The organism is Aminivibrio pyruvatiphilus, assembly GCF_004366815.1.
GTDB lineage: Bacteria > Synergistota > Synergistia > Synergistales > Aminobacteriaceae > Aminivibrio > Aminivibrio pyruvatiphilus.
Genome location: NZ_SORI01000011.1, coordinates 67,131 through 88,811 on the forward strand (window position 1 = coordinate 67,131; position 21,681 = coordinate 88,811).

A 21,681-nucleotide genomic window follows, 5' to 3' on the forward strand; every position below is an offset into this window, starting at 1 on the left:
GAACAGCAAAAAAGAAGAAAAGAAAGGCGGCTACCAGAGATCAATGATAGTCGCCTCCCGGATGAGCAGGTTGACGATTTCTTCGTAGGTGCGGTGCACTTCCGTCAACTTCCCGGAAACCCGTTCTTCAATCCAGCCTTCGGGAAGGAAGCCTTTCTCCCGGGCAATACGGGCAGCCGCCCTGTCCCATTCCCGGAATTCGTCTGCAGTTTTTTTCTCCAGCGGGTCCCTGAGGGATTTCAGCGTCTGGATTCCCCTCTGGTAGTTCGCGTTCGCCAGCGATGCGGCCAAAAGGACAGCCCACCTTGACGAGTCGAGAGTGAAACGGTTTCTTTCGAAGTTCGACCAGCTTTTCGGGATGGATCCGGCTCCTGCATAAATAGGGACATAGGTGCTGAAGTGGGGGGAATCGGGAGAAAACCAGAGAACACCGCCGATGGCCGAAGGAAGCCAGGATCTTGACTGGGTAATGAAGCTGTAGGATGTTTTTGCCGCAATTGGGCGCATATAGGGGATATTCAGAAGCTCTCTGGTAGCCCGGTCTGGAAAGGGAGTGGTTTTGGGGCTCTTCAGCAGTTCCCTGTTTTCTCCCGGTATATACCATGCCGGATTTCCCTCCATGTTGAAGGGAGTGCCTTCCAGGGATGAGCGGAAGATGCCTATAATTTCCTGTACTGAAACTGGTTTTTCGGGGGCGAATGAAAAAGGATAGGAGTCGGTTTCTGCATAGGGGTCCCATTGCTTTGACGGCATGAGGCGCTTGTGGATGTAGTGAAGTCTACCCCTGACCCACATGGAAGAAGGAGACCAGGGACCCTTTTCCGGAGCATACGCTTTTCTCCAGTTGAAAGGTTCTCCTGATGCCGGATCATACCAGCCGTGTCGTATAGCGGGATCCTTGTAGCCGGCGGAGAAGAGAAAGTCGGGACTTTTCTCGTCGACCATGGTGATGCGGCTTACGTTGCAGAGTACCGCCGCATGGTGGTCCGGCACCCTGCGGGCAACCCATATCGCCCCCGGTCGGGTGCCGGGCTGCCAGTCAAATCCGGCTCCCAGTATCTCCATGATCCAGGCTTCCGACGGGTCGGAGAGAGAAAGGGATTCACCGTCGTTTGCGCAGGACCCGAGAAAACCGTAGCGCTCTGCGAGGCTCCCTATCATCAGAACTGCTTCCCGGGCCGTTTTGCAGCGCTCCAGCGCGATGATCATGAGCTGTTCCACCGTCAGAATGGCGCCGCCCTCTCCGGGGAACGTTTTGAGCTGGTCCTTCTGTCCGATGGTTGATTCTCCGATGGCAAGCTGATGTTCGTTGAAACACGAGTAGGCTGTGCGGAAATAGGCGTAGGTTTCAGGAGCCTGGGGAATCCTTCCCAGTTCCATGGGGGGCAGAGGTTCGTCGCCGAGCAGGCCGAAGTAAACGGGAACAGTGGATCCTTCGGGGTGCTTTTCACCAGGAATCACTCTCAGGTTTGAATCATACCATCCGTCTGCTGTTTGGGAATTCAGGACGGATCCGTCATCACTGGCCTCCCTGCCGACGACTATTCCCGTACATCCGGCGAGGGGGCCGGGTACGGAAGCGACGAGAAGAATACAAAGCAGGACAGCGGGGAATCGGGGATTCATGATCACACACCTCACGTTTCCAGCCACGGGCGATACCCGGGAACCGGGCGCAAAAAAGCGCTCCGTCCTCTCCTGGGGGCCGGAGCGCAAAAAATATCACTTCGATGGAGGATCGTTGGAGATGACCACGCCGACCTCGTTTTCCCCGTCGAGCAGGACGGAGAAATTTCCTGTGTAGTGCCGTACCGCCGGGTGCCTTTTCTGTTCGAAAAATGATGAGGCCAGCCATTCCCGGTTGTAGACGTTTCCCTTCATTCCGTCGAAGACGGGGAGATAGAGTGTACCGTCCACGTCCAGGTCGAGAAAGAAATGGGTGCCGTAGGAAAGCTCCGGCGTATAGTCGCTTTCGAGAATTCCTACCTCCACGAGGCACCCGCAGTTGCAGATTTCATTGTACCTGACGGGAACGCCGAGCTTCGGGTTGGTACTTCCCCATCTTCCCGGCCCGACAAGAATGTAGTTTGTTCCCGAGAGCTTGTGGTTTATTCGGCCGATCTCCCTGGCAACCTCGTAAAACGTGGCATCCTTTCCGTAGACTGAAGGGTCCACGTATACGAGATGATGGACGTTCTCCAGCCTCCCGTTGCTGACCATCCTGTTTCCCTTGAGGATGACGTTTTCCTCCCTGACCTCCGGTATGGAGACCCGGGCCATCTCTTCGTAGGAGGCAAGAGGCCTGAGCTGCAGCAGGGTGAGTTTTTCCCTTTCCGTGTCATAGGCAAATTCCATGTCGGCGGGCATGCCCATACGTTCTTCGAGAAAGGAACACAGCTCTTTCACCAGGCTGAAAAATCGGGGGTGCCGTCTCGGAAAGTTCGAGAAGGAAAAGACCGGTTTCCCGTTGCTCACCTGGTCCGATCCTGCCCAGTAGAGCAGGTTTTCCGCGTAGATTTCGATGAACGCCGATGCCAGCTTGTGTTCTCTGAGCAGGAAAGGAAGGTGCTCGGAAAGGGCGCCGGTCATGAATCGCCCGGAACCCCTGTCGATATAGTCAAACTCGCTCTGGCTGGTCATGGCGATGTCGGCGGGCAGGTTACCCTGGGGCCGGAGCATGGGGTGGGAAAGATAGGAGACATTGGCCTTAAGCCTGTCGACTGTCCTCGTTCCCAGTCCGAAGCAGAAGCGCATAACCCCGTCCTCTTTCCGTATGCGGGTGGAGGGCCTGCGGTAGACTTTCGAGAAGGCGGTGCCCGCAATTTCGGGGTAATACATGGAATTGTGCTCCCTGCCGATGACTGGCTGAATCACCACCGCCATGGATTCGTCCGAATCGGTGAGGCCGTGTTTCTTCCGGTAGGCCCTTGCCGCAGGGTTGTAAAGGGAGGCCCACACTTCCTTTATGGCGTTGACAAGAAGAACGGTACGGTCTGCCAGTGGGCCCCGGTTTGCTGAAAAGCGGGTGCTGTACTTCCCTGCGAAGGAAAGCTTCCTCGAATCTTCAAGGATTGAACTCGACCTGATGGCCAGGGGAAAGTCCCCTATGGCTTCCATGGCAGCTTCCAGGTCTCGGGTCAGGGACGGGCGTACTCTTCCGTTCCGGAAGGCGGAGGCAACTTTCTCGAAAAGCTCCTGGGCGAATTCGTCTTCCGTGTTCTCCTCCTGCCCTGAGAGGCTTTCCTTCAGAAGCGTTTCTATCCCGTTGTCCGAAACAAAATCGTCGAACCCCTCGGTGGTGAGCACATAGTTCACATCCGGGAATTCAACGCAGGACTCGAGAGGCGTTCCTTTCAGGGTATTGAAGGCGAACGCAAGGCCCCTGGCCTTGCCTCCCACCTCACCGTCCCCGATGAGCCTCCTGTATTCGCGAAAAACGGGTTTCGGGTCAAAATCAGAATAAATCACGTACAGTGCCTCCCTGCGAAACGGAAATAGTATCCATCAGGGCTTGAGACGGTAAATCGTCCGCGGCCAGGGAATGGCTTCCCTGATGTGCTGCAGTCCGGCAATCCAGGCCACCACCCGTTCGATTCCCATGCCGAAACCGCTGTGGACGAACGTTCCGTACCGCCTGAGATCGAGGTACCAGTCGTAAGGCTCCTCGGGAAGTCCCTGTTCCCTGATCCTGGCCACGAGCCTGTCGTAGCTGTCCTCCCTCTGGGATCCTCCAATGATTTCGCCGTATCCCTCTGGAGCGAGGAGATCGTCGCAGAGCACAAGATCCGGATTCTCCGGATGCTCCTTCATGTAGAATGCCTTGACGCTCTTCGGGTAGCATTCGATGAACACCGGCCGGTCGAACTGTTGGGTGAGAATGGTTTCGTCGTCGTTCCCCAGGTCTTCTCCGTATGGGGTGTCGCTTCCCAGCTCCTTCAGCATTTTGATGGCCTCACCGTACTGGAGATGGTAGAACGGAGCCTTGATGTTTTCAAGTTTCGAGACGTCCCGTTCGAGGGCGGCGAGTTCGCTCCCGCAGTGTTCGAGCACGGAGGATACGATGTGGCAGACCAGCCTCTCCTGGAGGTCCATGTTGGCTTTATGGTCGAAGAAGGCCACCTCGGGTTCGAGCATCCAGAATTCGGTAAGATGGCGGCGGGTTTTGGACTTTTCCGCCCTGAACGTGGGGCCGAAGCAGTAGACCTTGCCGAAGGCCGCCGCGGCTGCCTCTGCGTACAGCTGCCCCGTCTGGGCAAGGTAGGCCTTTGAATCGAAGTAGTCGATTTCGAAAAGGCCGGAAACTCCCTCGCCTGCCGCGCCGCTTATGATGGGGCTGTCCACGAGCAGGTATCCGTCGTTGTGCAGAAACTCCCGTGCCGACCAGATGACCCGTTCGCGTATCCTCATAATGGCCTGCTGCCTGCTGCTGCGGAGCCAGAGATGGCGATGGTCGAGAAGGAAGTCGATCCCGTGGTCTTTTTTGCCGATGGGGTACTCGTCGGCAGGATTCTGGATAACGGAAACTGACGCCACGGAAAGCTCGACTCCCGACGGTGCCCGCTCGTCCTTTCTGACGGTTCCGGTCACTTCAACAGAAGCTTCTAACCACAGGGATTTTGCGGCGGAGAAGTCATCTTCCGAGACCTCCTTCTTCACCATGACACCCTGGACTGTTCCCGTTCCGTCCCTGAGCTGCAGAAAGTGAATTTTGCCCGAGCTTCTCATGTTGTACAGCCAACCTCGGACGGTGACGTCCGATCCTTCCCGGGAGGGGAGGTCCTTGATGTAGGTCCACGGTGCCGTCATGCGCAATCTACCTCCAGACATTGAAACGAGTATGATTTTCGATCGGCAAGGTTCATGGCGTATATGATACACTAAATCATACCGTAAAAAAAAGGAGAGGCAGCCGTGATTATTCCCCGTCTTGTTATCGCCGACGAAAGAAGGGAAGGAACTGTTCCGCCGGGTGTCATTCTTGCCGCTGCGCTCAAGAACGCGGGTCATCCCCTGCGGATTTTCTGCGCCGGTCCCGACGAGTATCTGGTCCGTCTGACTGCACTGGTCACGGGTGAGGACGTCACGGTGCTGGATCCTTACTCTTGCGGGAGCACCCGGGTTTTCAAGACCCTCTTTCAGTTTGCCTCGAAAAGTGACCGGCTCAACATCATTCTCGCTCCCCTGGGAAAGAGAGGGGACGATGATGCCTTTATCCTCTTTCCCCAGGCCCCGGAACTTAGCCGTATCCTCGAATGCCCCCTGCTGCCCGTGGTATTCGCCGATTCCTCTGCCGCAATAACCGCCCGTGTTCTTGAAAAAGCGGTCTCCGGAATTGCTGCCCAGGCAGATATTCCCGTTCCTGCCGTTCTTTACGCTTCTGTGCTCAATCCGAGGGAATACCAGCTGCTTGAAATTGAAGGGGGGAGAAGAGCCCCTCTTCTGAGTCTCGGCTATATACCGAAACTCCTGGAAAGAAACCGGTCCACCCTTCTGGAGCTTTGCCTGGACGCCATGGCCGACAGGGCAGCGTTTCCCGTGAAGGCTGCCGCCGCCCAGCTGGCTTCTCTTCCCGGCCAGGTTGACTGGAATGCCTTTTGGGGATTTGCACGGCTGAACCAGGAATGGACCGAGCTGCCGGAACCCTTCAGGGGAAAGGCTGCCGGACTCACCGTCGGCGTGGTCACCCATAGCGGGCTCTCTCTTGAAGGGGACAATGCGGTAAGGCTGTTTTCCTATCTCGGCTGTTCTGTGAGGAAAATTTTCCTCGAAGAGGCGAAGCCCGCTCTTGACGTCAACGCGGTCTATGTCCCGCACGGTCCGGGTTTTCTCTGTGCTGAGCAGCTTCTCGGAAAGCAGGGGGCAAGGGAATGGTTCAGCGGTCTTTTCAAATCCAGGAAAGTAGTTTTCGTCAACGGAGGAGCAGCTCCCCTGCTCGGCGAATCCTTCGCCCTCCCCAACGGAAAGCAGTATGAGGGGATGAATCTTTTCCGCTACAGGGGCAAGTACGGCATGCCTTCCGATGACCTGAAAAAGGTGGAGGTTTCTTCGCTTGAAGGGGATATCCTTCTGAATCTCGGAGAAAAACTCAGAGGGTACCTTCCCCCTTATACCTCGGTGGTCAACCCGGGAGACTCGGCGAAATCCCTCTGGTCAGTCAAAGACCCCGGAAACGAAAAGGAAAAGGGGTTTTCCGGCTGGAATCAGGGGTACGGCGTGGCAACCGACCTGTGCATCGAACTGTGGAGCAACGTGGAGGGAATCTACCGGTGGCTCGTGCTGAGAAAGAAATGAGCCTTATCCCAGAAGTCCCTTTTCCCGGAGCGCTTCCTCCGGATTATTGTAGGTCCTTGGCTCATCGGAAAGAAAATTTCCTATGGCTGCGAAACTTCCTTTCCCGAAGGCGAGGACAGTGCGCCTGTCGCTTTCGGCGTCACCGAGAAAGAGGGGAGAAGAGGCTCCGGCCCTTTCGCAGAGAATCGACAGTCCCAGGGGAGAAGGTTTCATGATGCCGTCGTCCGGGGTTATTGTCATGCCGCGGGGGAAGTCCTGCCAGCCGATGAGCTTCAGGGCAAGGGCCAGCTCGGAATGAGGTCTCCCGGTATAGATCGCGGAAGCGAGGGGAAGATCCCTCCAGTGAAAGGAAACCAGGGAAATGTCCTCTTCCCAGAGACCTTTTCGTCTGGTGGTGTACAGGGGAGTCTCTCCCATGGCCTCATATTCGTCGCATCCGAAATACATTTCTTCACAGACCCTTCGCACTGCGGCCCTGGGAACTATTTCTCCGAAAGATCTCCTGACCCACCCCTCGATGTCGCCGTTTCCGCACTCCCCGATAAGGGCACGCCACGCCCGCGGGGAGGGAAGGCTTTCCGCCAGTGAAGGCGAGTCGCATGCGGCAGAGCAGTTGATGACCGCCCAGGCAATATCATAGTCGTCGTTGAACGCAGGATGGGTTTTCGTTGCGGCAAAATGCTCATAGGTGAATCCGTCGGAGTCGGGGATGCGCCCGAGGACCCTGATCCATGCCCAGAGAAGACTTCGGGAGACAACTTGAGGATAGGACCTGGAAGCGTCCACAAGAACGCCGTCCACATCGAACACTATGAGATCATTTTTTCCCTGCTCTGCCACGGTCAAGGATACACCTCATTCCCATCATAGACTGTCTTCTTCATTGTACCAGAGAAAGACAGCGTAGGCCCGGAGGAAAAGATGCTTCTTGAAATCCCGCTGGACTTCAAATACGGTACCTTGTACCGGCAAATCGCCGAACACCTGGAAAAAATGATCCTGGCCGGGAGCATCCCCTCCGGAACGAGGCTTCCGGGTACCAGGGAGCTGGCTCGCATGCTCGGCGTGAGCCGGTCCACGATCGTGGAAGCCTACATGCTTCTCGAAAAACGGGGAATTGTCCTGCTGAAAGGAAGAAGCGGCGCTTTCGCCGCCTCGGATTCACTTCCGCACCCGGTAAGCTGTCCTGAGGGAAAGAATGTTTTCCATTTCGATTCAGAACGGCCCACCCGGGATCTGATTCCATTTGCCGCACTGGCGAAGATCAGCCGGGATGCCCTGCTCGAAGACGAGGGAAACGTCCTTGCCGGCAGTCCTCCTGAAGGCCTTGAAGAGCTTCGGTTCGCCCTCCTCGAGCATTCCGTTCTCAGGGGAATACCTGCCAGGCCGGGAGAGATGGCGGTTACTTCCGGGGGAAAGGATGCCCTCTCCACGGTTCTGAGGGCTCTTCGTGCCGGGGGGTATGGACGGGTGTTTGCCGAGAAGCTGACCTATACGGACATGACAGAAATAGCAGCCAACGAAGGATTGTCCCTCCGCCCGGTCCCCCTGCTCGGGGAAGACGGTCTCGCCTCCCTTGAAAAACTGACATCCCGGGATATCCTGTACCTCGTTCCGAGTTTCCAGAACCCCACCGGAAGGACTCTTCCCCCGGAAATACGAAGGGAAATACTCGGCCTCAGGCAGAGAAAAGGCTTTCTCATCATAGAGGACGACAGTTACGGAGAGCTCCGCTACGGCGAAAAGAGCGTGCCTGCGCTGAAAGCCCTTGATGAAGGCGAAGGGGTTGTGTATATCGGCTCCTTCAGCCAGGTTCTTTTCCCGGGAATGCGGTTGGGGTACATTCTTCTTCCGCCCGGGCTGTGGAACAGCTACGTGCACACGGCATCCTTCCGCCAGGGACAGACCTCGTCACTGGTCCAGCTCGTTATGCTGAAGTTCATTCGGCAGGGCAAGCTCGCGGAAGCCGTTGAAAAGGCGAGGGCGGTGCTTTCAGCCAGGATGGAGTCCCTGATTCTCGGTCTTGAATCCGCCTTCCCCGGTATCCCTGTGCACAGGCCGGAAGGTGGAGTTTTCCTTTGGTTCCCCACGGGAAAAACGGACGGCGGTGAAGCGGCCGGGCTTGCTGCCCGCAGCGGAGTGTTCGTCACCGACGGGAGTCACTTCTCTCTGGGAAATCAGCGGCAGAGAGCGATACGATTTTCCATTTCCTTCGTTCCGGCACAAAGGATGGACGAGGCCTGCGCCAGGCTGGAGAAATGCTGGAAGTCCCTTTTCTAGACGTTTTCCCCGGAATCTTTTTCTGCTTCCTTCTCAAGCAGGATGAGAAATTTTCTCCACAGGAACAGTGAGGCGGCTGCGGATAAGGTGCCTGCTCCGAGACCAAGAATAATGTAATCGGGACGGCCCCTGCCGAAAAAATAACCGCCGAGCCCTGCGAGAGCATAGCCGTACAAAACCACGGATCCCATGGATAAAAGAAGCACGATAAATCTCATATTTCGACCTCCGGGAATGCACCGGGCAAAACGGTCGCGGAGAAATGCACTTTCCCCCGTCCGTATCTTGTCGGTTCACCTTAAATATGATAAAGTATCTCAAAATCTACAATACTGACTGTTATACAATGGATCCGGAAAAAATCCGACTTCATGAAAAACAGGGAGGTCCTTCAAACATGAGAGAACCACGCCTTTATACTACATCGGCGGATTATGCTTACCAGGAACTGCGCCACCGTATTATAACAAAGCAGCTCAAACCCGGACAGAGGCTTCCGGAAGTGAACATCGCAGTTCAGATGGGCGTAAGCAGGACCCCGGTGAGGGAGGCGCTTCGCCGTCTGGCGAGCGAGGGACTGGTTATCATCATACCCAACAGCGGCGCCAGGCTTGCCGCTCCCACGGTGAGGGAAATCGAGGACACTTTCCTTGTACGGGAACAGCTTGAATGTCTTGCCATACGCCTGGCATCGGAGAGAATCGGCGACAGGCACCTCCGGAGACTGGAAGAGGCTCTGGTAGAAGAAGCCCGGGCTATCGAAGAGAGAGATCTCGAAACATACCTTGAGGTTAACGAGGCCTTCCACAAAGCGGTCGCCGATGCCAGCGGCAACAGGGTGCTGGCAGAATACGTGGAGAACATCCTCGCGAGAACAAATGCCTACGTTGTATTTTATGATCCCTTCTACCAGAACGAGACTACTCCCACTGTAGATTCTCACAAGGAAATACTGGTGGCCCTCAGAGCGCACGACAGTGAAAAATCCGTCAGGCTCATGAAACGCCACCTGAAGGAGTCCATTTCCGGACTCAGCCGCATTGTGGAGGATTGAACCCGGCGTCTTTCTATGCTGTTTCCGGGCGGGGTTTTTTCCCCGCTCGTTTTTTGTGCGCCACAAAATGACCCGATTCGGTGAAGATACACTACGGAGTGTATTCAACGCGAGGACCGTTCTCCCCGCGAACGTTCAAGGAGGTACACGTTTTTATGACCGCGAAAATCCCAACCCTGGATCTGACGAGAAATTACGGAAGGATAAAAGAGGAAATCCTGGAGGCCCTGAACACGGTTCTCGAAAGCCAGCACTTCATACTGGGGCCGGACGTGGCCGCTTTTGAGAAGGAGTGCGAGAGCTATCTCGGCGGCGTTTCGGCCATCGGATGCGCATCCGGAACGGACGCTCTTCTCCTGGCGCTCATGGCTCTTGATATAGGAGAAGGGGACGAGGTTATCACAACGCCGTACAGTTTCTTCGCCACAGCAAGCTGCATCACCCGTCTCGGGGCGGTTCCCGTTTTCGTCGACGTGGATCCCGGAACCTTCAACATTGACCCTGTCAAGGCCCTTGAAGCGGTTACTCCCAGGACGAAGGCTTTCCTGCCTGTTCACATCTTCGGCCAGATGACTCCTCTCGAGACGGTGCATGAAGCCTTTGCCGCCAGGGGGATTTCTGTCGTTGAAGACGCCGCGCAGGCATTCGGGGCATGGAGAAAGGAAGGAAATCAGATCCGCCGGGCAGGAGCCTGGGGGCACATAGGATGCTACTCCTTCTTTCCGACAAAGAATCTTGGAGGGTACGGAGACGGCGGCATGAACGTCACACCTGAAGGAAGCATCGCCGACCGTATCAGAAAACTCAGGGTGCACGGCGCAGGTACAACCTACTACCACGACGAGGTGGGGCTGAACAGCCGGCTTGATTCTCTTCAGGCCGCGATACTGAGGGTCAAGCTCCGTCATATCGAGGAGTGGAACGAGGAACGGCGCACCGTTGCCGGGAGGTATTTTGCCCTTTTCGCGGAAAAGGGACTGCTTGGCACGGTGGTTCCCCCGCAGGAACTCGAGGGAAACTATCACATTTACCACCAGTACGTGGTCAAGGTACCCCGCAGGGATGAACTCCAGGCATTTCTTGAAGGGGAGGGAATCGTCAGCAGGGTGTATTACCCCGTCAGCCTCCATCTCCAGAAATGTTTCTCTTTCCTTGGCTACTCTGAAGGGGATTTCCCCGTGTCTGAGCAGCTCAGCAGGGAAACACTGGCTCTTCCCGTTTTCCCGGAACTCACCATGGAAGAGCAGGTACGTATCGTCTCAGCTATAGGCCGGTTCTACGGCAAGTAGACTGACCATTATTGACCTATCCGCCGGAACCGTGTAAAATACCGATGAAGGAATGATCAAACAGGAGTAATCTTTCTTTCATTGACCATGTCTTTCGACGGAGGTGGGATCCATGTTTCCCTTTTTCTTTGACCCGACGATGATGCTGCTGATTCCCGCACTTCTTCTTGCCATGTGGGCCCAGATGAGGGTGAAGTCGGTTTTTATGCGGTACAGCGCCGTCGGTTCCCGGCGGGGCGTTACGGCGGCTTCGGCTGCCAGGGCTCTTCTTGACCGTTTCGGCCTCCAGTCTGTTCCGGTGCACCGTGTGGGCGGAAACCTGACCGACCATTACGATCCCCGGAACAGGAGCCTGAGCCTGTCCGACTCGGTCTACGCCAGCACGAGCATAGCCGCTATCGGCGTTGCTGCCCATGAAGTCGGGCATGCAATCCAGGACAGCGTGAATTACTCGCCGCTGAAGATCAGAAATGCCATTGTTCCTGTGGTGGGAATCGGCTCATCCATGGCTTTTCCCCTTTTCTTCATCGGCATCCTTCTTCGGGGCCAGATGCTCATGGACCTGGGGATACTGCTTTTTCTGGGAGTCATTCTCTTCCACATCGTCACGCTGCCGGTGGAATTCGACGCAAGCAGCCGCGCACTCAAGGTTCTTGCCGATACCGGGATTCTCTCCGCCGATGAGATCGGCGGCGCCGGATCGGTGCTCAGGGCCGCTTCCTGGACCTACATAGCCGCGACCGTCATGGCTTTTGCCCAGCTCATACGCCTTCTTTTCCTTCGCGGAATGTTCGGCAGCAGGGACTGACCCCTTGCGGCAGGGATGGAATACCGTTTCAGCGAAAAATGGAGCGGCTTCGGAAGTCGCTCCATTTCTTTTCCGGTGAAGAAAGGAAAAACTGCATGCCTTTTCTCGTTTTTGTCCTTTTCCTTTTTCTGTTCCCCTGGCTGGCTTTTGCGGTCCTTCTCCTGCTGGCAGTTCTTCTGCCCATAGGGTTTTCCGCGAAGTATCTGCCGGGAATGCTGTTCTCTCCAGCGAAACTGGCCGGCCTTGTTTTCAGCCGCAGAGCGAGGACAAATCACGGACTTGCCCATGGAACGATCGCAGTGCTCGAAGAGCGATACGGCCCGCTGGACATTGAAGGGCTTCCCGACAAAGACGGTTTTTCCCTCAGGGGAGGTCTTGACTCTGAAGAAGCGCTGGCTGCAGCCAGAAATGCACTTCTTCGAATGCGGTCGGGGGAAATGCATCCTGCCTTCAGCAGGAGCTGCCCGGCTGCAACCGCCCTTGTTTTTTTCGGCGCTCTTGTCTGCCTGGTGCTGCTCGCGCTCCTTGGAGGGTTCAGTGCCGTTAACGCGGCAGCCGTTTTTCTATGTGCTTTCTGTTCCGCCCGTTTTGCCTCCCCCTGGATTCAGCGCCTTCTTACGTCACCCACGGACCTGAAAGGCCTGGAAATTGCAGGCGCTGAATCACGAAAGGAAAGGAAGAGGTTTTTCGGCATCGATATTCTTGTGCCGTCGTCCGTCTTCATACGCACCCGTTTAAGAGGAGAGCCCCTTGTCGCGGAGGTGGTGTCATGAGGGGTATCGAAGCCGCTCTCTTTGTGTGGCGGGAAGTACGGGCAGGGAAATTCGCTTCAGAGTCGATACGCCGCATTGCCGATTCCCTGTCGCCGGGAGATCTCACGCTCGTCTCCTCCCTTGTATATGCTGCTCTCAGAAGGCAGTTTCTCTGGAAGGAAATCTACGGCAGATTTCTCAGAACATCACCGTCAGGGCTCTCCCAGTCTGCCGGTGATGCCCTGTGTATCGGCACGGCCGGCATTCTCGAGCTGAGGACCTTTGCACCCAGGGTCCTGGTGAACGGTCTTGTCCAGGAAATGAAGAAGCAGGGTGACGACCGCGGCTCCCGTATTGTGAATGCCGTTTTGCGGAGAGTGGCGGAGGAGGGCCGGGAGCAGATGAAAATGATTGAGGTTTCCGGAGGGCTCAAAGAACAGTCCCTGATTTCCGGCATTCCGTCATGGGTGGCTTCCTCGTGGCGCAACACCTGGGGCGAAGACGGGAAGAGACTTCTCAGAATGATGCGGATACGCCCCTATTCATCTTTCAGGATTACGGGAGTGAATGACCGGGAGAGAATTCTCGGGGTCGCGCGGGAGAAGGGTATACGGTGCTGGCAGTCTCCTTTTCTTTCCTCTTCCGTGCGCCTTGCCGGGACCTTTTTCCCGCCTGATTTTCCTGGGTACGGCGAAGGGCTCGCCACTCCCCAGACTGAATCGTCCATGATGGTCGCGGAAGTGATGAAAAAGATGCATAAAGGAGGTCCCCTCCTTGAAATGTGTTCAGGAAGAGGGGTGAAAACAGGACATATATCCTCCCTTTTTCCGGAAACGCCCCTTGAAAGCATAGAACTCTCTCCCGCCAGGGCGAAAGCCGCGGAGAGAGAGCTTGCCAGAACAGGAATGAGGGGGAAGGTCAGGATTATCACCGGAGATGCCCTTCATGCCCCTCCCTCCTTTGTCCCCTCCATGATTTCCCTTGATGCTCCCTGTTCGGGAAGCGGAACATGGAGCCGTCACCCGGAGTCAAAATGGCGCCTGACCCCGGAAAAGCTTGATTCTCTGGCCTCCCTGCAGATTAATCTGCTGAAAAGGGCGGTTTCCCTCCTTGCGCCGGGAGGCATTGTGGTCTACTCTACTTGTAGCCTGCTGAAAAACGAAAATGAAAATGTGGTCGCCCAAGTCCTCTCGGAAGAGCCGGGGCTGGTGGAGCTTTCCTTTCCTTTCACCGGATCCGTGTTCAGGAAGGGGCGTCCCTGGGGAACCTACATGTGGCCGGAACTGCCATGGATCGACGGATTCTACATGGCCGTGATAATGAAAAAATCGGGAGGGAAGACTGTTGATGGGTAGAATCTTCCGCTGGGCCGTGGTCCTGGTGATTCTTGTCATTCTCATATCGGGCAGCGTGGCCTTTTACACGGTGTTTTTCGGAGGAAAGGACCTGGTAATACCACCTCTCCGTGAAATGTCGGTGCTTGACGCGGTTGACGAGGCTGAACGGATCGGTCTCGAAGTGAAAATCGAACAGGTTGAATCCTCCATACCCGCGGGAACCGTTCTCGCCCAGTGGCCGGAGGCCGGAACAAAGGTCCGGAGGGACAAAAGCATAATTCTCAAGATTAGCAGGGGCGGGAACAAAAAAGCCGTTCCTGACCTTAGGGGGCTTGAAAACGCCCAGGCCCTGAAAAAAATCCAGGAACTCGGCTTTTCAGCGGGAGACACGGTAAAGATCCACGACGACACCAGGCCGGCGGGAACGGTCATTGCGCAGAACCCCGCAATTCCGGCCGTGGTGGACGATGCCAGGAAGATTGACCTTCTTGTCAGCCTTGGCCCTGTGCCCAAAGACGGCCGTATTCCCGTACCGGATATCGCCCAGAGGGATGAGGCGGCAGGAAAGGATCTCCTTGCGCAGAGCGGCCTGAAATTTGGAGGTGCGGAATACGTATCCACCCAAAACACTCCGGAGGGCATGATAATGTCAACGAAACCCAAGGCGGGAACTATGGTCCGGCTGGGTGATGCTGTACAGATCGTGGTGGCTACGAACAGAAGAAAAACAGAACCCCAGAAGCCTGAAACCCAGGTTGTCGCACCGGGGTCCGCGGCCCGTCCCTCCGGCGCGGTAGTGGTGGAGGAACCTCCTGCCCAGCAGCAGCCGCGCCAGGTAGGTCCGGCCGGACCCGTTCAGACTGTGCTTACCCCCCAGCAGCAGGAACTGGCCGGCGCCACGGGTTTGCCTTCCGGAACGCCTCCTGCGTCGGTCCCTGCCGCCTCAACGGGCCCTGCGCCTACAGGAACGGCAAAGATCAGGTATCAGGTTCCTCCGCTTACAAAGCCGCTCGGGCTGAAGATCGAAATGGTTGACGCCACGGGAACAAAACACCTTTTGGGCCGGGATGTCAAAGGTGGAGAATTCATCTCTCTTGACGCTCCGTTTGTACGGGAAGGTGTTGTCACCATATATCTCGGGGGAGAATTCGTCTGGCAGGAGCGGTACAAATGATGAGGGACGTTCTTTTCGCTCCGTCCCTTCTCTCGGCGGACTTTCTCGATGTCCGGTCTTCCATTGCCTCCCTGAAGGGACAGCATGACTGGCTGCATGTTGATGTTATGGACGGGTGCTTTGTCCCGAACATCACCTTCGGTCCGGGCTTTGTCTCCGCCCTGAGGAGACAGTATCCCGCGGAGGTGCTGGACGTGCACCTCATGATAGAGTATCCGGACAGGCTTCTTGACGCTTTCCTCGACGCCGGTCCCGACTATCTTACGGTTCATCTCGAAGCCGACCGGCATATCCACAGAACTCTTTCCAGGATCCGGGAAAGGGGTGCAAGGGCCGGAGTTTCCATTAACCCCGGAACCTCGGAAGAACTTCTTCGCCCCGTTCTTCCTCTGGTGGATCTTGTCCTGGTGATGTCCGTGAACCCGGGGTTCGGAGGGCAGTCCTTCATCCCTTCAGCTCTCGAGAAGACCAGGTCGTTGTGCAGATGGCGGGAGGCGGGCCATTATTCTTTCCTCGTGGAAATGGACGGCGGAATAAGCAGGGGCAACGCAGCCCAAATAGCGCTCGGCGGCTGCGACGTTTTGGTTATGGGAAGCGCCGTTTTCGGCGCTCAGGATCCTGCCCTGTTTTTGCAGGAGATCAAGCTGAATGTTAAGGAGGCAATCGCCCATGCCTGAGCATCGGGAAGACACTTTGCAGGACTTGGGGAAGGAAGTCAGACGCAAGAGAGAGGAACTGGGGCTCAGCCTGAAGGATGTCCACGAGGGAACAAAGATTCGGACGCAGTTTCTCGAGGGAATAGAGCGGGGAGACTTCTCGGAATTTCCTGGAACGGTGTACGTTCGGGGTTTTATTCGGACTTATCTGCAGTTTATCGGTGCGGAAGAGTTTTGGGGAGAATATCTGCCCGTGCTTTCCGAGGGGACGGAAAGAGTACGGGAAGAGGAGCCTTCCGTAGTCGGATCATGCACTCCGCCTACGAAGGGGTTCAAGCCCGCCTCCCGGTTTTGGATATTTGCCATTCTTCTTTTGGTGGCTGTCGGGTCGTCATGGTACGTATGGTACACCTGGGACCAGAACGGCGTTCCTTCCTTTGCGGTCCGTGAAGATAACGGCGGAAAGAACAGCGGAACAGTGAACGAAACTGCCCGGGCCACTGCCGCCGGCGAATCGGCCTTACCGCAGCCTGCCCGGACGGACGCCGGGGAAACCTCAAATGAAGCCGGTTCCGGCAGCAGGGAACCTCTGTCAGCGGATCAGCCGGCCGCTCCCCTTGCAGGTATGACACCGCCTCCTACTGCAGCCGAGCTCGTTGGGGCCAATGCTCCTCAGACGCCTCCGGCAGCTCCGGAGAAAAAAAAGGATAAAGAGCTTGTTATCGTTGCGAACGGAGACTGCTGGGTTCGGGTACGGCAGGGAACGAAGACCCTGTACGAGCGTACCCTCAAAGCGGGTGAATCCGTTTCCTTCACTGTGAAGGACCGGATCGAGGTAACCTACGGAAGAGCCGGATCAGTCAGGACCAGGTGGAACGGTGAAGACCTGGGCAATCCCGGAACGACCAGGGGCGTGGAGCGGATTTTTTATGCCCCGGACGGAAGCACCGGAAGGGTCAGTCAGTGAAGATCAGCATCATCAGCCTGGGATGTTCCAAGAATTCAGTCGACAGTGAAAACCTTATCGGCCTTCTTGAGGCATCCGGAGTGGAAGTAGTCAGCGACGTCGGCGAAGCCGACGTCGCCTTGGTGAATACATGCGGCTTTATACAGCCTGCCGTGGAGGAGAGCGTCAACACCATTCTCGACCTTGAGCTCCTCAAGGAGCAGGGAAGACTCAAAAAAATCGGTGTTGTGGGCTGTCTTGTCAACCGGTACGGTGATGAGCTGAAACAAGAACTGCCCTCGGTGGATGTATGGGCAAAAGCTGAGGAATGGGCCCTTGTTGCCCGCTCTCTCGGTCTTGTACCCGCAGCTGAGCCGGTGAGAGGAATGCTTTCTGAAACAAGGCCCTGGTCCCGGTATCTGAAAGTAGGGGAGGGGTGCGATACCTTCTGTTCCTACTGCACCATCCCCTCCATCCGGGGAAGGGCAAGAAGCATCGACATTCCCCGGCTTTCCTCCATGGCTTCGGACCTGGCTGAAAAGGGAGCAAAGGAAATCTGCCTTGTGGGGCAGGACCTCACAATTTACGGACGAGACCTGTACGGAGAGCCCCGACTCAGGGAACTGCTTTCCGAACTGGACAGGGAGCTTCCCCGGGACGTGTGGATCCGCCTGCTCTACCTGCACCCCTCAAGAATCGACGAGCGGTTTATCGATTTCGTCGCAGGACACGAACGAATCCTCTCCTACCTTGACATTCCCGTCCAGCATGTCGATCCTGAGGTCCTGAAACGGATGAACCGGCCCTCCGATGAAGAACATATACGGAGGATTTTTTCCTATGCCAGGAAGGCGGACCCGTTTTTTGCCCTGAGGACGACAATCATGGTTGGTTTCCCGGGGGAAACGGAATCCCAGTTTTCCAAAGTCCTGGATTTTCTTGAACAGGCGATGATAGACCGGGTAGGCGCCTTTATTTTCTCTCCCGAGGAGGGGACTCCCGCAGCCGCCATGGAAGACCGTGTCTCTTCCGAAATCGGTGAAGAGCGCTACAGGAGGCTAATGGAGCTTCAGTCGGAAATCTCCCTCGAGAGGCAGAAGCTTTTCCTGGAGAAAAAACTCAGGGTTCTGATCGACGAGATTGACTATGAAGACGATACGGCCTGGGGCAGATCCTACAGGGAAGCTCCCGAGGTAGACGGACTGATCGGCATATCCGGCGGGTCAGTCCTTGAAGAAGGACAATGTGTGGAGGTGCGGATTACCGATGCCGCTGAACACGACCTTTTTGCGAAAATTGCCGGGGAATAAGGATTTCTTCTGGTGTGCGGCCACACTCTGCGGTCTCGGCTTTTTCACCGCCATGCCGGGAACAGTGGGGTCGGTCGCAGCCTTTTTTGTTTTTGCCCTATACCCTATCCCCCTGGCGGGGCTTCTGGCTGTGGTTGTTCTTGGAGTATGGGCTTCTCACCAGTATTCCCTTAGGGAAGGAAAAACAGACCCGGGAGAAGTCATAATCGATGAAGTCGCTGGTACCTGGATTGCCATGTACGGCCTGCCGTCCGGTTTTTTTCTCCCCGCGCTTTTCCTCTTCAGGATTTTTGACATCCTGAAACCTTTTCCGGTGAACGCGGCGGAAAAACTGCCCGGAGGATGGGGAATCATGGCCGATGATATTGTGGCCGGAATTCTGGTGAATATTATCCTCTCAGTCATCCGGTGGCTGTATTTCGGCGGAGGCTGGAGTTTCCTTTTCTGACAGCAGGGAGGCATTCGGTTGAAGCATGCAGTACTGATAGCCCTGGGTGACGAACTTCTCAGCGGCATCCGCCGCGAGGGCAACTGTTCATGGCTTGCCGGGCGACTGACCCGGGCAGGCTGGAGGGTTGACTGTATGGAAATCCTCCCCGACGGAAAAGATTCCCTTCCAAAGTACCTGGAAAACCGGGTTGGAACAACCGATCTGCTGGTGCTTTCAGGCGGCCTTGGACCGACTCATGACGACTGTACCCGCGAAGCCCTCTCTTCCTTTCTGAAGGTTCCCCTCGAAACGGCGGACGAAGCCTACGATAAAGTTATAGCACGATATCCCGCTGAAATGAGGCATTTATTGGAAAAATGCCGGGATACCCAGGGGACTGTGCCCCGGGGAACAAGGGCTGTACACAATCCCGAGGGGTCCGCTCTCGGAATCGCCTTCGAATTTTCCGGAACAAAAGTATTTGCCTTTCCTGGCGTCCCTTCCGAATATCGCGCCATGGCAGAACAGGAGTTGGCCTCGGAAATATCTCCCCTGACGAACGGGACAGCTTCCGTTCTGGTTGCAGGCTGGCCTGAAAGCCTGCTCAAGGACCGTATTGCACCCGTCATTTCCAGGCAGGAACTTCATATTTCCATTCTTCCTTCACCCGGTCTCGTCGAAATTTTTTTACGGGGAAATCCTGCCGATGTCGTCCGTGGAGAAGATGATATCCGGCTGCTGGTGCCCGGGGACTGTCTTCCTTCGGGTGCGCGTTCCCTTGAAGAGGCGGTGATCAAGGGGGCGGCACAGAGGGGGCTCACTTCGGCATGCGCTGAATCCTGCACTGGAGGGCTTGTGGGAGCCGCTCTGACAACGGTTCCGGGAAGTTCGGCAGTTTTCTTCGGCAGCGCTGTGTGCTATAGTAACTCCGCGAAGAAAAGCATACTCTCAGTAAGTGAATCTACGCTGAATCACTTCGGTGCAGTCAGTTCCCAATGTGCTGCTGAAATGGCAGAAGGAGCGCTCCGTATTTTCGGAACGGATCTTGCTGTTTCGGTCACCGGAATCGCAGGCCCTGAAGGAGGTTCTGCCGGGAAGCCCGTCGGAACCGTCTGGTTCGGAATTGCCGGGAAGGGGAGGACGGAAGCGGTGAAAAGGCTGTTTCATGGCGACAGGGACGGAATCAGGAACAGGGCTTCCATGTTTGCTCTTTTATGCCTCTGGCGAAAAGTTTCGGAGCCTGAAAAATGAGCGGCGCGGTGGTTCGTTCCTTCGTCTGCATCCCCCTTCCCGAGGCGGTGAAACGGACCGTCGAGAAACAGACCGCTGTTACCTGCCGGGAATATCCCGGTCTGAAATGGGTTGGAAAGGAATTGTACCATATCACCCTGAAGTTTTGCGGGGAACACCCTGTTTCTGTTCTGGAGAAATTCAGAAAAAAAGCGGAATATTTCATTTCTGTAAACAGGCCGGGTACAATCCGTCTCAGGCTTGGTGTGCCCGGAGCATTTCCAGGACTGGATCGGGCGCGCACTTTTTTCGTCGGTGTGGAAGGCGAAACCGGCAAGCTTGAACAACTGGCGTCTCTTGTTGAATCCGCGGCTTCCGCAGCGGGCATGGAGAAAGAAAGCAGACCTTTTCACCCTCATGTGACCCTGGCACGAACAAGACGGCCGGAACGGCTGGAGCTTCCTTCGTTCACCATGGACAAGCCCGTCGAATGGGATGCGAAAACCATCCTCTGGCTGAAAAGCGAACTTCGTCCGTGGGGGGCTGAATATTCAACTCTGCAGGAATGGCCATTGTTGTAATGTCTTCGCAGGGGAGTGGCCCGTACCCCAACAAGTGAAAGGAGTGGTTCTGTTTGGCAAAAAGGAAAAACCCCCAGACCCGGGAGGATGTTCTCGAACAAGCTATTGAAGACATCCGGGGCAAATTCGGAGAAGGCTCCATAATGAGGCTCGGAGAATCCTTTAAATCAGCGGTGGAGGTCATTTCCACCGGAATCCTTCCCCTTGACGTTGCCCTTGGGATAGGGGGGCTCCCTAAGGGAAGAATAGTCGAAATCTTCGGACCGGAAGGCTCAGGGAAAACGACGGTCGCGCTCCATGCGGTCGCGGAGGCACAAAAGGCCGGAGGTATTGCCGCCTTCATCGATGCCGAGCATGCCCTTGACCCCCGGCTGGCATCCACCCTCGGGGTAGATGTTCAGTCGCTGTACATTGCCCAGCCGGACAGCGGCGAGCAGGCGCTGTACGTCCTCGATACCCTTGTCAGGAGCAGCGCAGTGGATATCGTGGTCGTGGACTCCGTTGCCGCCCTTACCCCCCAGGCGGAAATCGACGGAAAAATAGGCGACAGCCAGGTTGGGCTCCAGGCGCGGCTCATGTCCTATGCCCTCCGGAGACTCACCTCGGCCATTTCCAAGAGCAACTGCGTCGTCGTCTTCATCAACCAGTTGAGGGCGAAAATCAGCACCGGCTACAGCCAGGGCCCCCAGGAAACGACCACGGGAGGAAGGGCGCTGAAGTTTTACAGTTCCGTCCGGATTGAAGTCAAGCGGGGGAAGTCCATTACGAAAGGTGACGACACCATCGGCCACGAACTCTGGATGAAGGTCGTGAAAAACAAGCAGGCCCCCCCCTTCAAAACCGGACACTCCTCTCTCGTATACGGAAAAGGGATCCCCAGGGGCATGTCGATTGTGGATATGGCCATAGACTTTGACGTGATAAAGAGAAAAGGATCCTGGCTTGCCTACAAGGGTGAAACCCTCGCCCAGGGCAAGGAAGCCGTAGCCCAGTATATCGAGGAACACCCCGAGCTTATGAAGGAAATTGTTGAAGAGGTGCTTTCACTTGCAGCCAGCGGCCTCGACCTCGGCCTTCCTCCCAGTGAACCCGTTCTTTCCGGAGAGGAGGAGGACGAGGTGCCTACCCTCAATATCGAAGAAGGTATCCTCGACCTCGACGAAGAAGAAAAATAAATTGGTGGTCTATTTTGATAAAATATGAAATATCCTGAGTGAAAAGCAATATTGTAAGGGGTGTCATTTACTATAAGCATTGAAACTTTTATTCGTTCTCCATATCGACCCATATGTAAGCATGCTGCGAGCCTGTGTTTCCCTTTGGAGAGCGTTGACAGTCTCCCGATCCTCGAGTATTATTCCTAGGCACTCTGGCGCTGGCCGAGTGAAAACAGCACCTTGACAGTTTTATAGGAGAAGGAAAGAGGTAAAAGAGCGAATCTTGAGCTCATTATTTGAGAGTTTGATCCTGGCTCAGGACGAACGCTGGCGGCGTGCTTAACACATGCAAGTTGAACGGTATGACATGGAAGCTTGCTGAAGTG

General features: G+C 55.9%; 20 protein-coding genes and 1 rRNA gene. 16 read left to right on the plus strand and 5 right to left on the minus strand.

Translation table 11 applies throughout. The features are described from left to right. Positions 1-30: 30 nt before the first annotated feature. From C8D99_RS09315 to asnS, 3 genes are all read right to left on the minus strand, one after another. Positions 31-1,626 carry a dipeptidase gene (locus C8D99_RS09315; RefSeq protein WP_133957866.1) on the minus strand — a complete coding sequence of 532 codons (1,596 nt, stop codon included), beginning with the start codon at positions 1,624-1,626 and terminating at the stop codon, positions 31-33. Between the two features lie 96 nt (positions 1,627-1,722). Next, complete coding sequence (locus tag C8D99_RS09320) at positions 1,723-3,468, minus strand: PEP/pyruvate-binding domain-containing protein (RefSeq protein WP_243833885.1); 1,746 nt, start codon at positions 3,466-3,468, stop codon at positions 1,723-1,725. A 36-nt stretch (positions 3,469-3,504) separates the two neighbouring features. Further along, positions 3,505-4,806, minus strand: coding sequence for an asparagine--tRNA ligase (gene asnS / locus C8D99_RS09325; RefSeq protein WP_133957868.1), 1,302 nt, complete (start codon positions 4,804-4,806; stop codon positions 3,505-3,507). 105 nt (positions 4,807-4,911) lie between these two features. Between asnS and C8D99_RS09330 the strand changes: the two genes are divergently transcribed. Continuing rightward, positions 4,912-6,291 carry a hypothetical protein gene (locus C8D99_RS09330; protein ID WP_133957869.1) on the plus strand — a complete coding sequence of 460 codons (1,380 nt, stop codon included), beginning with the start codon at positions 4,912-4,914 and terminating at the stop codon, positions 6,289-6,291. Between the two features lie 3 nt (positions 6,292-6,294). Here C8D99_RS09330 and C8D99_RS09335 read toward each other — a convergent pair whose 3' ends face one another. Further along, positions 6,295-7,137: an HAD family hydrolase gene (locus C8D99_RS09335; protein WP_133957870.1), complete on the minus strand. Its 843-nt coding sequence runs from the start codon at positions 7,135-7,137 to the stop codon at positions 6,295-6,297. Between the two features lie 75 nt (positions 7,138-7,212). Here C8D99_RS09335 and C8D99_RS09340 point away from each other — a divergent pair, with 75 nt between their 5' ends. Next, on the plus strand, positions 7,213-8,571 hold the full coding sequence (locus C8D99_RS09340; protein ID WP_133957871.1) for an aminotransferase-like domain-containing protein: 1,359 nt from the start codon (positions 7,213-7,215) through the stop codon (positions 8,569-8,571). On the opposite strand, the gene C8D99_RS09345 is transcribed toward C8D99_RS09340, so the two are convergent. Further along, positions 8,568-8,789 carry a hypothetical protein gene (locus C8D99_RS09345; protein WP_133957872.1) on the minus strand — a complete coding sequence of 74 codons (222 nt, stop codon included), beginning with the start codon at positions 8,787-8,789 and terminating at the stop codon, positions 8,568-8,570. The two genes, C8D99_RS09340 and C8D99_RS09345, sit on opposite strands and share 4 nt — an antisense overlap. Positions 8,790-8,968: 179 nt before the next feature. Between C8D99_RS09345 and C8D99_RS09350 the strand changes: the two genes are divergently transcribed. From C8D99_RS09350 to C8D99_RS09415, 14 genes are all read left to right on the plus strand, one after another. After that, positions 8,969-9,625, plus strand: coding sequence for a GntR family transcriptional regulator (locus C8D99_RS09350; RefSeq protein WP_133957873.1), 657 nt, complete (start codon positions 8,969-8,971; stop codon positions 9,623-9,625). 155 nt (positions 9,626-9,780) lie between these two features. Next, the gene (locus tag C8D99_RS09355; protein ID WP_133957874.1) at positions 9,781-10,914 is read left to right on the plus strand and encodes a DegT/DnrJ/EryC1/StrS family aminotransferase; all 1,134 of its coding nucleotides are present in this window, start codon (positions 9,781-9,783) and stop codon (positions 10,912-10,914) included. 112 nt (positions 10,915-11,026) lie between these two features. Then, positions 11,027-11,722: a zinc metallopeptidase gene (locus C8D99_RS09360; RefSeq protein WP_133957875.1), complete on the plus strand. Its 696-nt coding sequence runs from the start codon at positions 11,027-11,029 to the stop codon at positions 11,720-11,722. A gap of 95 nt (positions 11,723-11,817) precedes the next feature. Beyond that, complete coding sequence (locus C8D99_RS09365; RefSeq protein ID WP_133957876.1) at positions 11,818-12,495, plus strand: DUF6391 domain-containing protein; 678 nt, start codon at positions 11,818-11,820, stop codon at positions 12,493-12,495. Further along, entirely contained in the window at positions 12,492-13,829 is a 1,338-nt protein-coding gene (locus C8D99_RS09370) for an RsmB/NOP family class I SAM-dependent RNA methyltransferase (RefSeq protein WP_133957877.1), read from the plus strand. Before C8D99_RS09365 ends, C8D99_RS09370 begins: the two co-directional genes overlap by 4 nt. Beyond that, entirely contained in the window at positions 13,822-14,985 is a 1,164-nt protein-coding gene (locus C8D99_RS09375) for a PASTA domain-containing protein (protein ID WP_243833886.1), read from the plus strand. Before C8D99_RS09370 ends, C8D99_RS09375 begins: the two co-directional genes overlap by 8 nt. Further along, the gene (gene rpe / locus C8D99_RS09380) at positions 14,982-15,662 is read left to right on the plus strand and encodes a ribulose-phosphate 3-epimerase (protein ID WP_133957879.1); all 681 of its coding nucleotides are present in this window, start codon (positions 14,982-14,984) and stop codon (positions 15,660-15,662) included. The genes C8D99_RS09375 and rpe overlap by 4 nt, the downstream gene beginning before the upstream one ends. After that, positions 15,655-16,608, plus strand: a complete 954-nt coding sequence (locus C8D99_RS09385) for a helix-turn-helix domain-containing protein (RefSeq protein WP_166670109.1) — start codon at positions 15,655-15,657, stop codon at positions 16,606-16,608. The genes rpe and C8D99_RS09385 overlap by 8 nt, the downstream gene beginning before the upstream one ends. Then, entirely contained in the window at positions 16,605-17,897 is a 1,293-nt protein-coding gene (rimO, locus tag C8D99_RS09390) for a 30S ribosomal protein S12 methylthiotransferase RimO (protein WP_133957881.1), read from the plus strand. The genes C8D99_RS09385 and rimO overlap by 4 nt, the downstream gene beginning before the upstream one ends. Next, positions 17,854-18,345, plus strand: a complete 492-nt coding sequence (locus C8D99_RS09395; RefSeq protein ID WP_133957882.1) for a phosphatidylglycerophosphatase A family protein — start codon at positions 17,854-17,856, stop codon at positions 18,343-18,345. The genes rimO and C8D99_RS09395 overlap by 44 nt, the downstream gene beginning before the upstream one ends. An 18-nt stretch (positions 18,346-18,363) precedes the next feature. Further along, entirely contained in the window at positions 18,364-19,578 is a 1,215-nt protein-coding gene (locus C8D99_RS09400) for a nicotinamide-nucleotide amidohydrolase family protein (RefSeq protein ID WP_133957883.1), read from the plus strand. Beyond that, positions 19,575-20,138 (plus strand): RNA 2',3'-cyclic phosphodiesterase, encoded by a 564-nt coding sequence (gene thpR, locus C8D99_RS09405; protein WP_133957884.1) that lies wholly within the window; start codon positions 19,575-19,577, stop codon positions 20,136-20,138. Before C8D99_RS09400 ends, thpR begins: the two co-directional genes overlap by 4 nt. Positions 20,139-20,191: 53 nt before the next feature. Continuing rightward, positions 20,192-21,313: a recombinase RecA gene (gene recA / locus C8D99_RS09410; protein WP_133957885.1), complete on the plus strand. Its 1,122-nt coding sequence runs from the start codon at positions 20,192-20,194 to the stop codon at positions 21,311-21,313. 274 nt (positions 21,314-21,587) lie between these two features. Then, positions 21,588-21,681: ribosomal RNA gene (locus tag C8D99_RS09415) — 16S ribosomal RNA — on the plus strand; the annotation flags it as partial.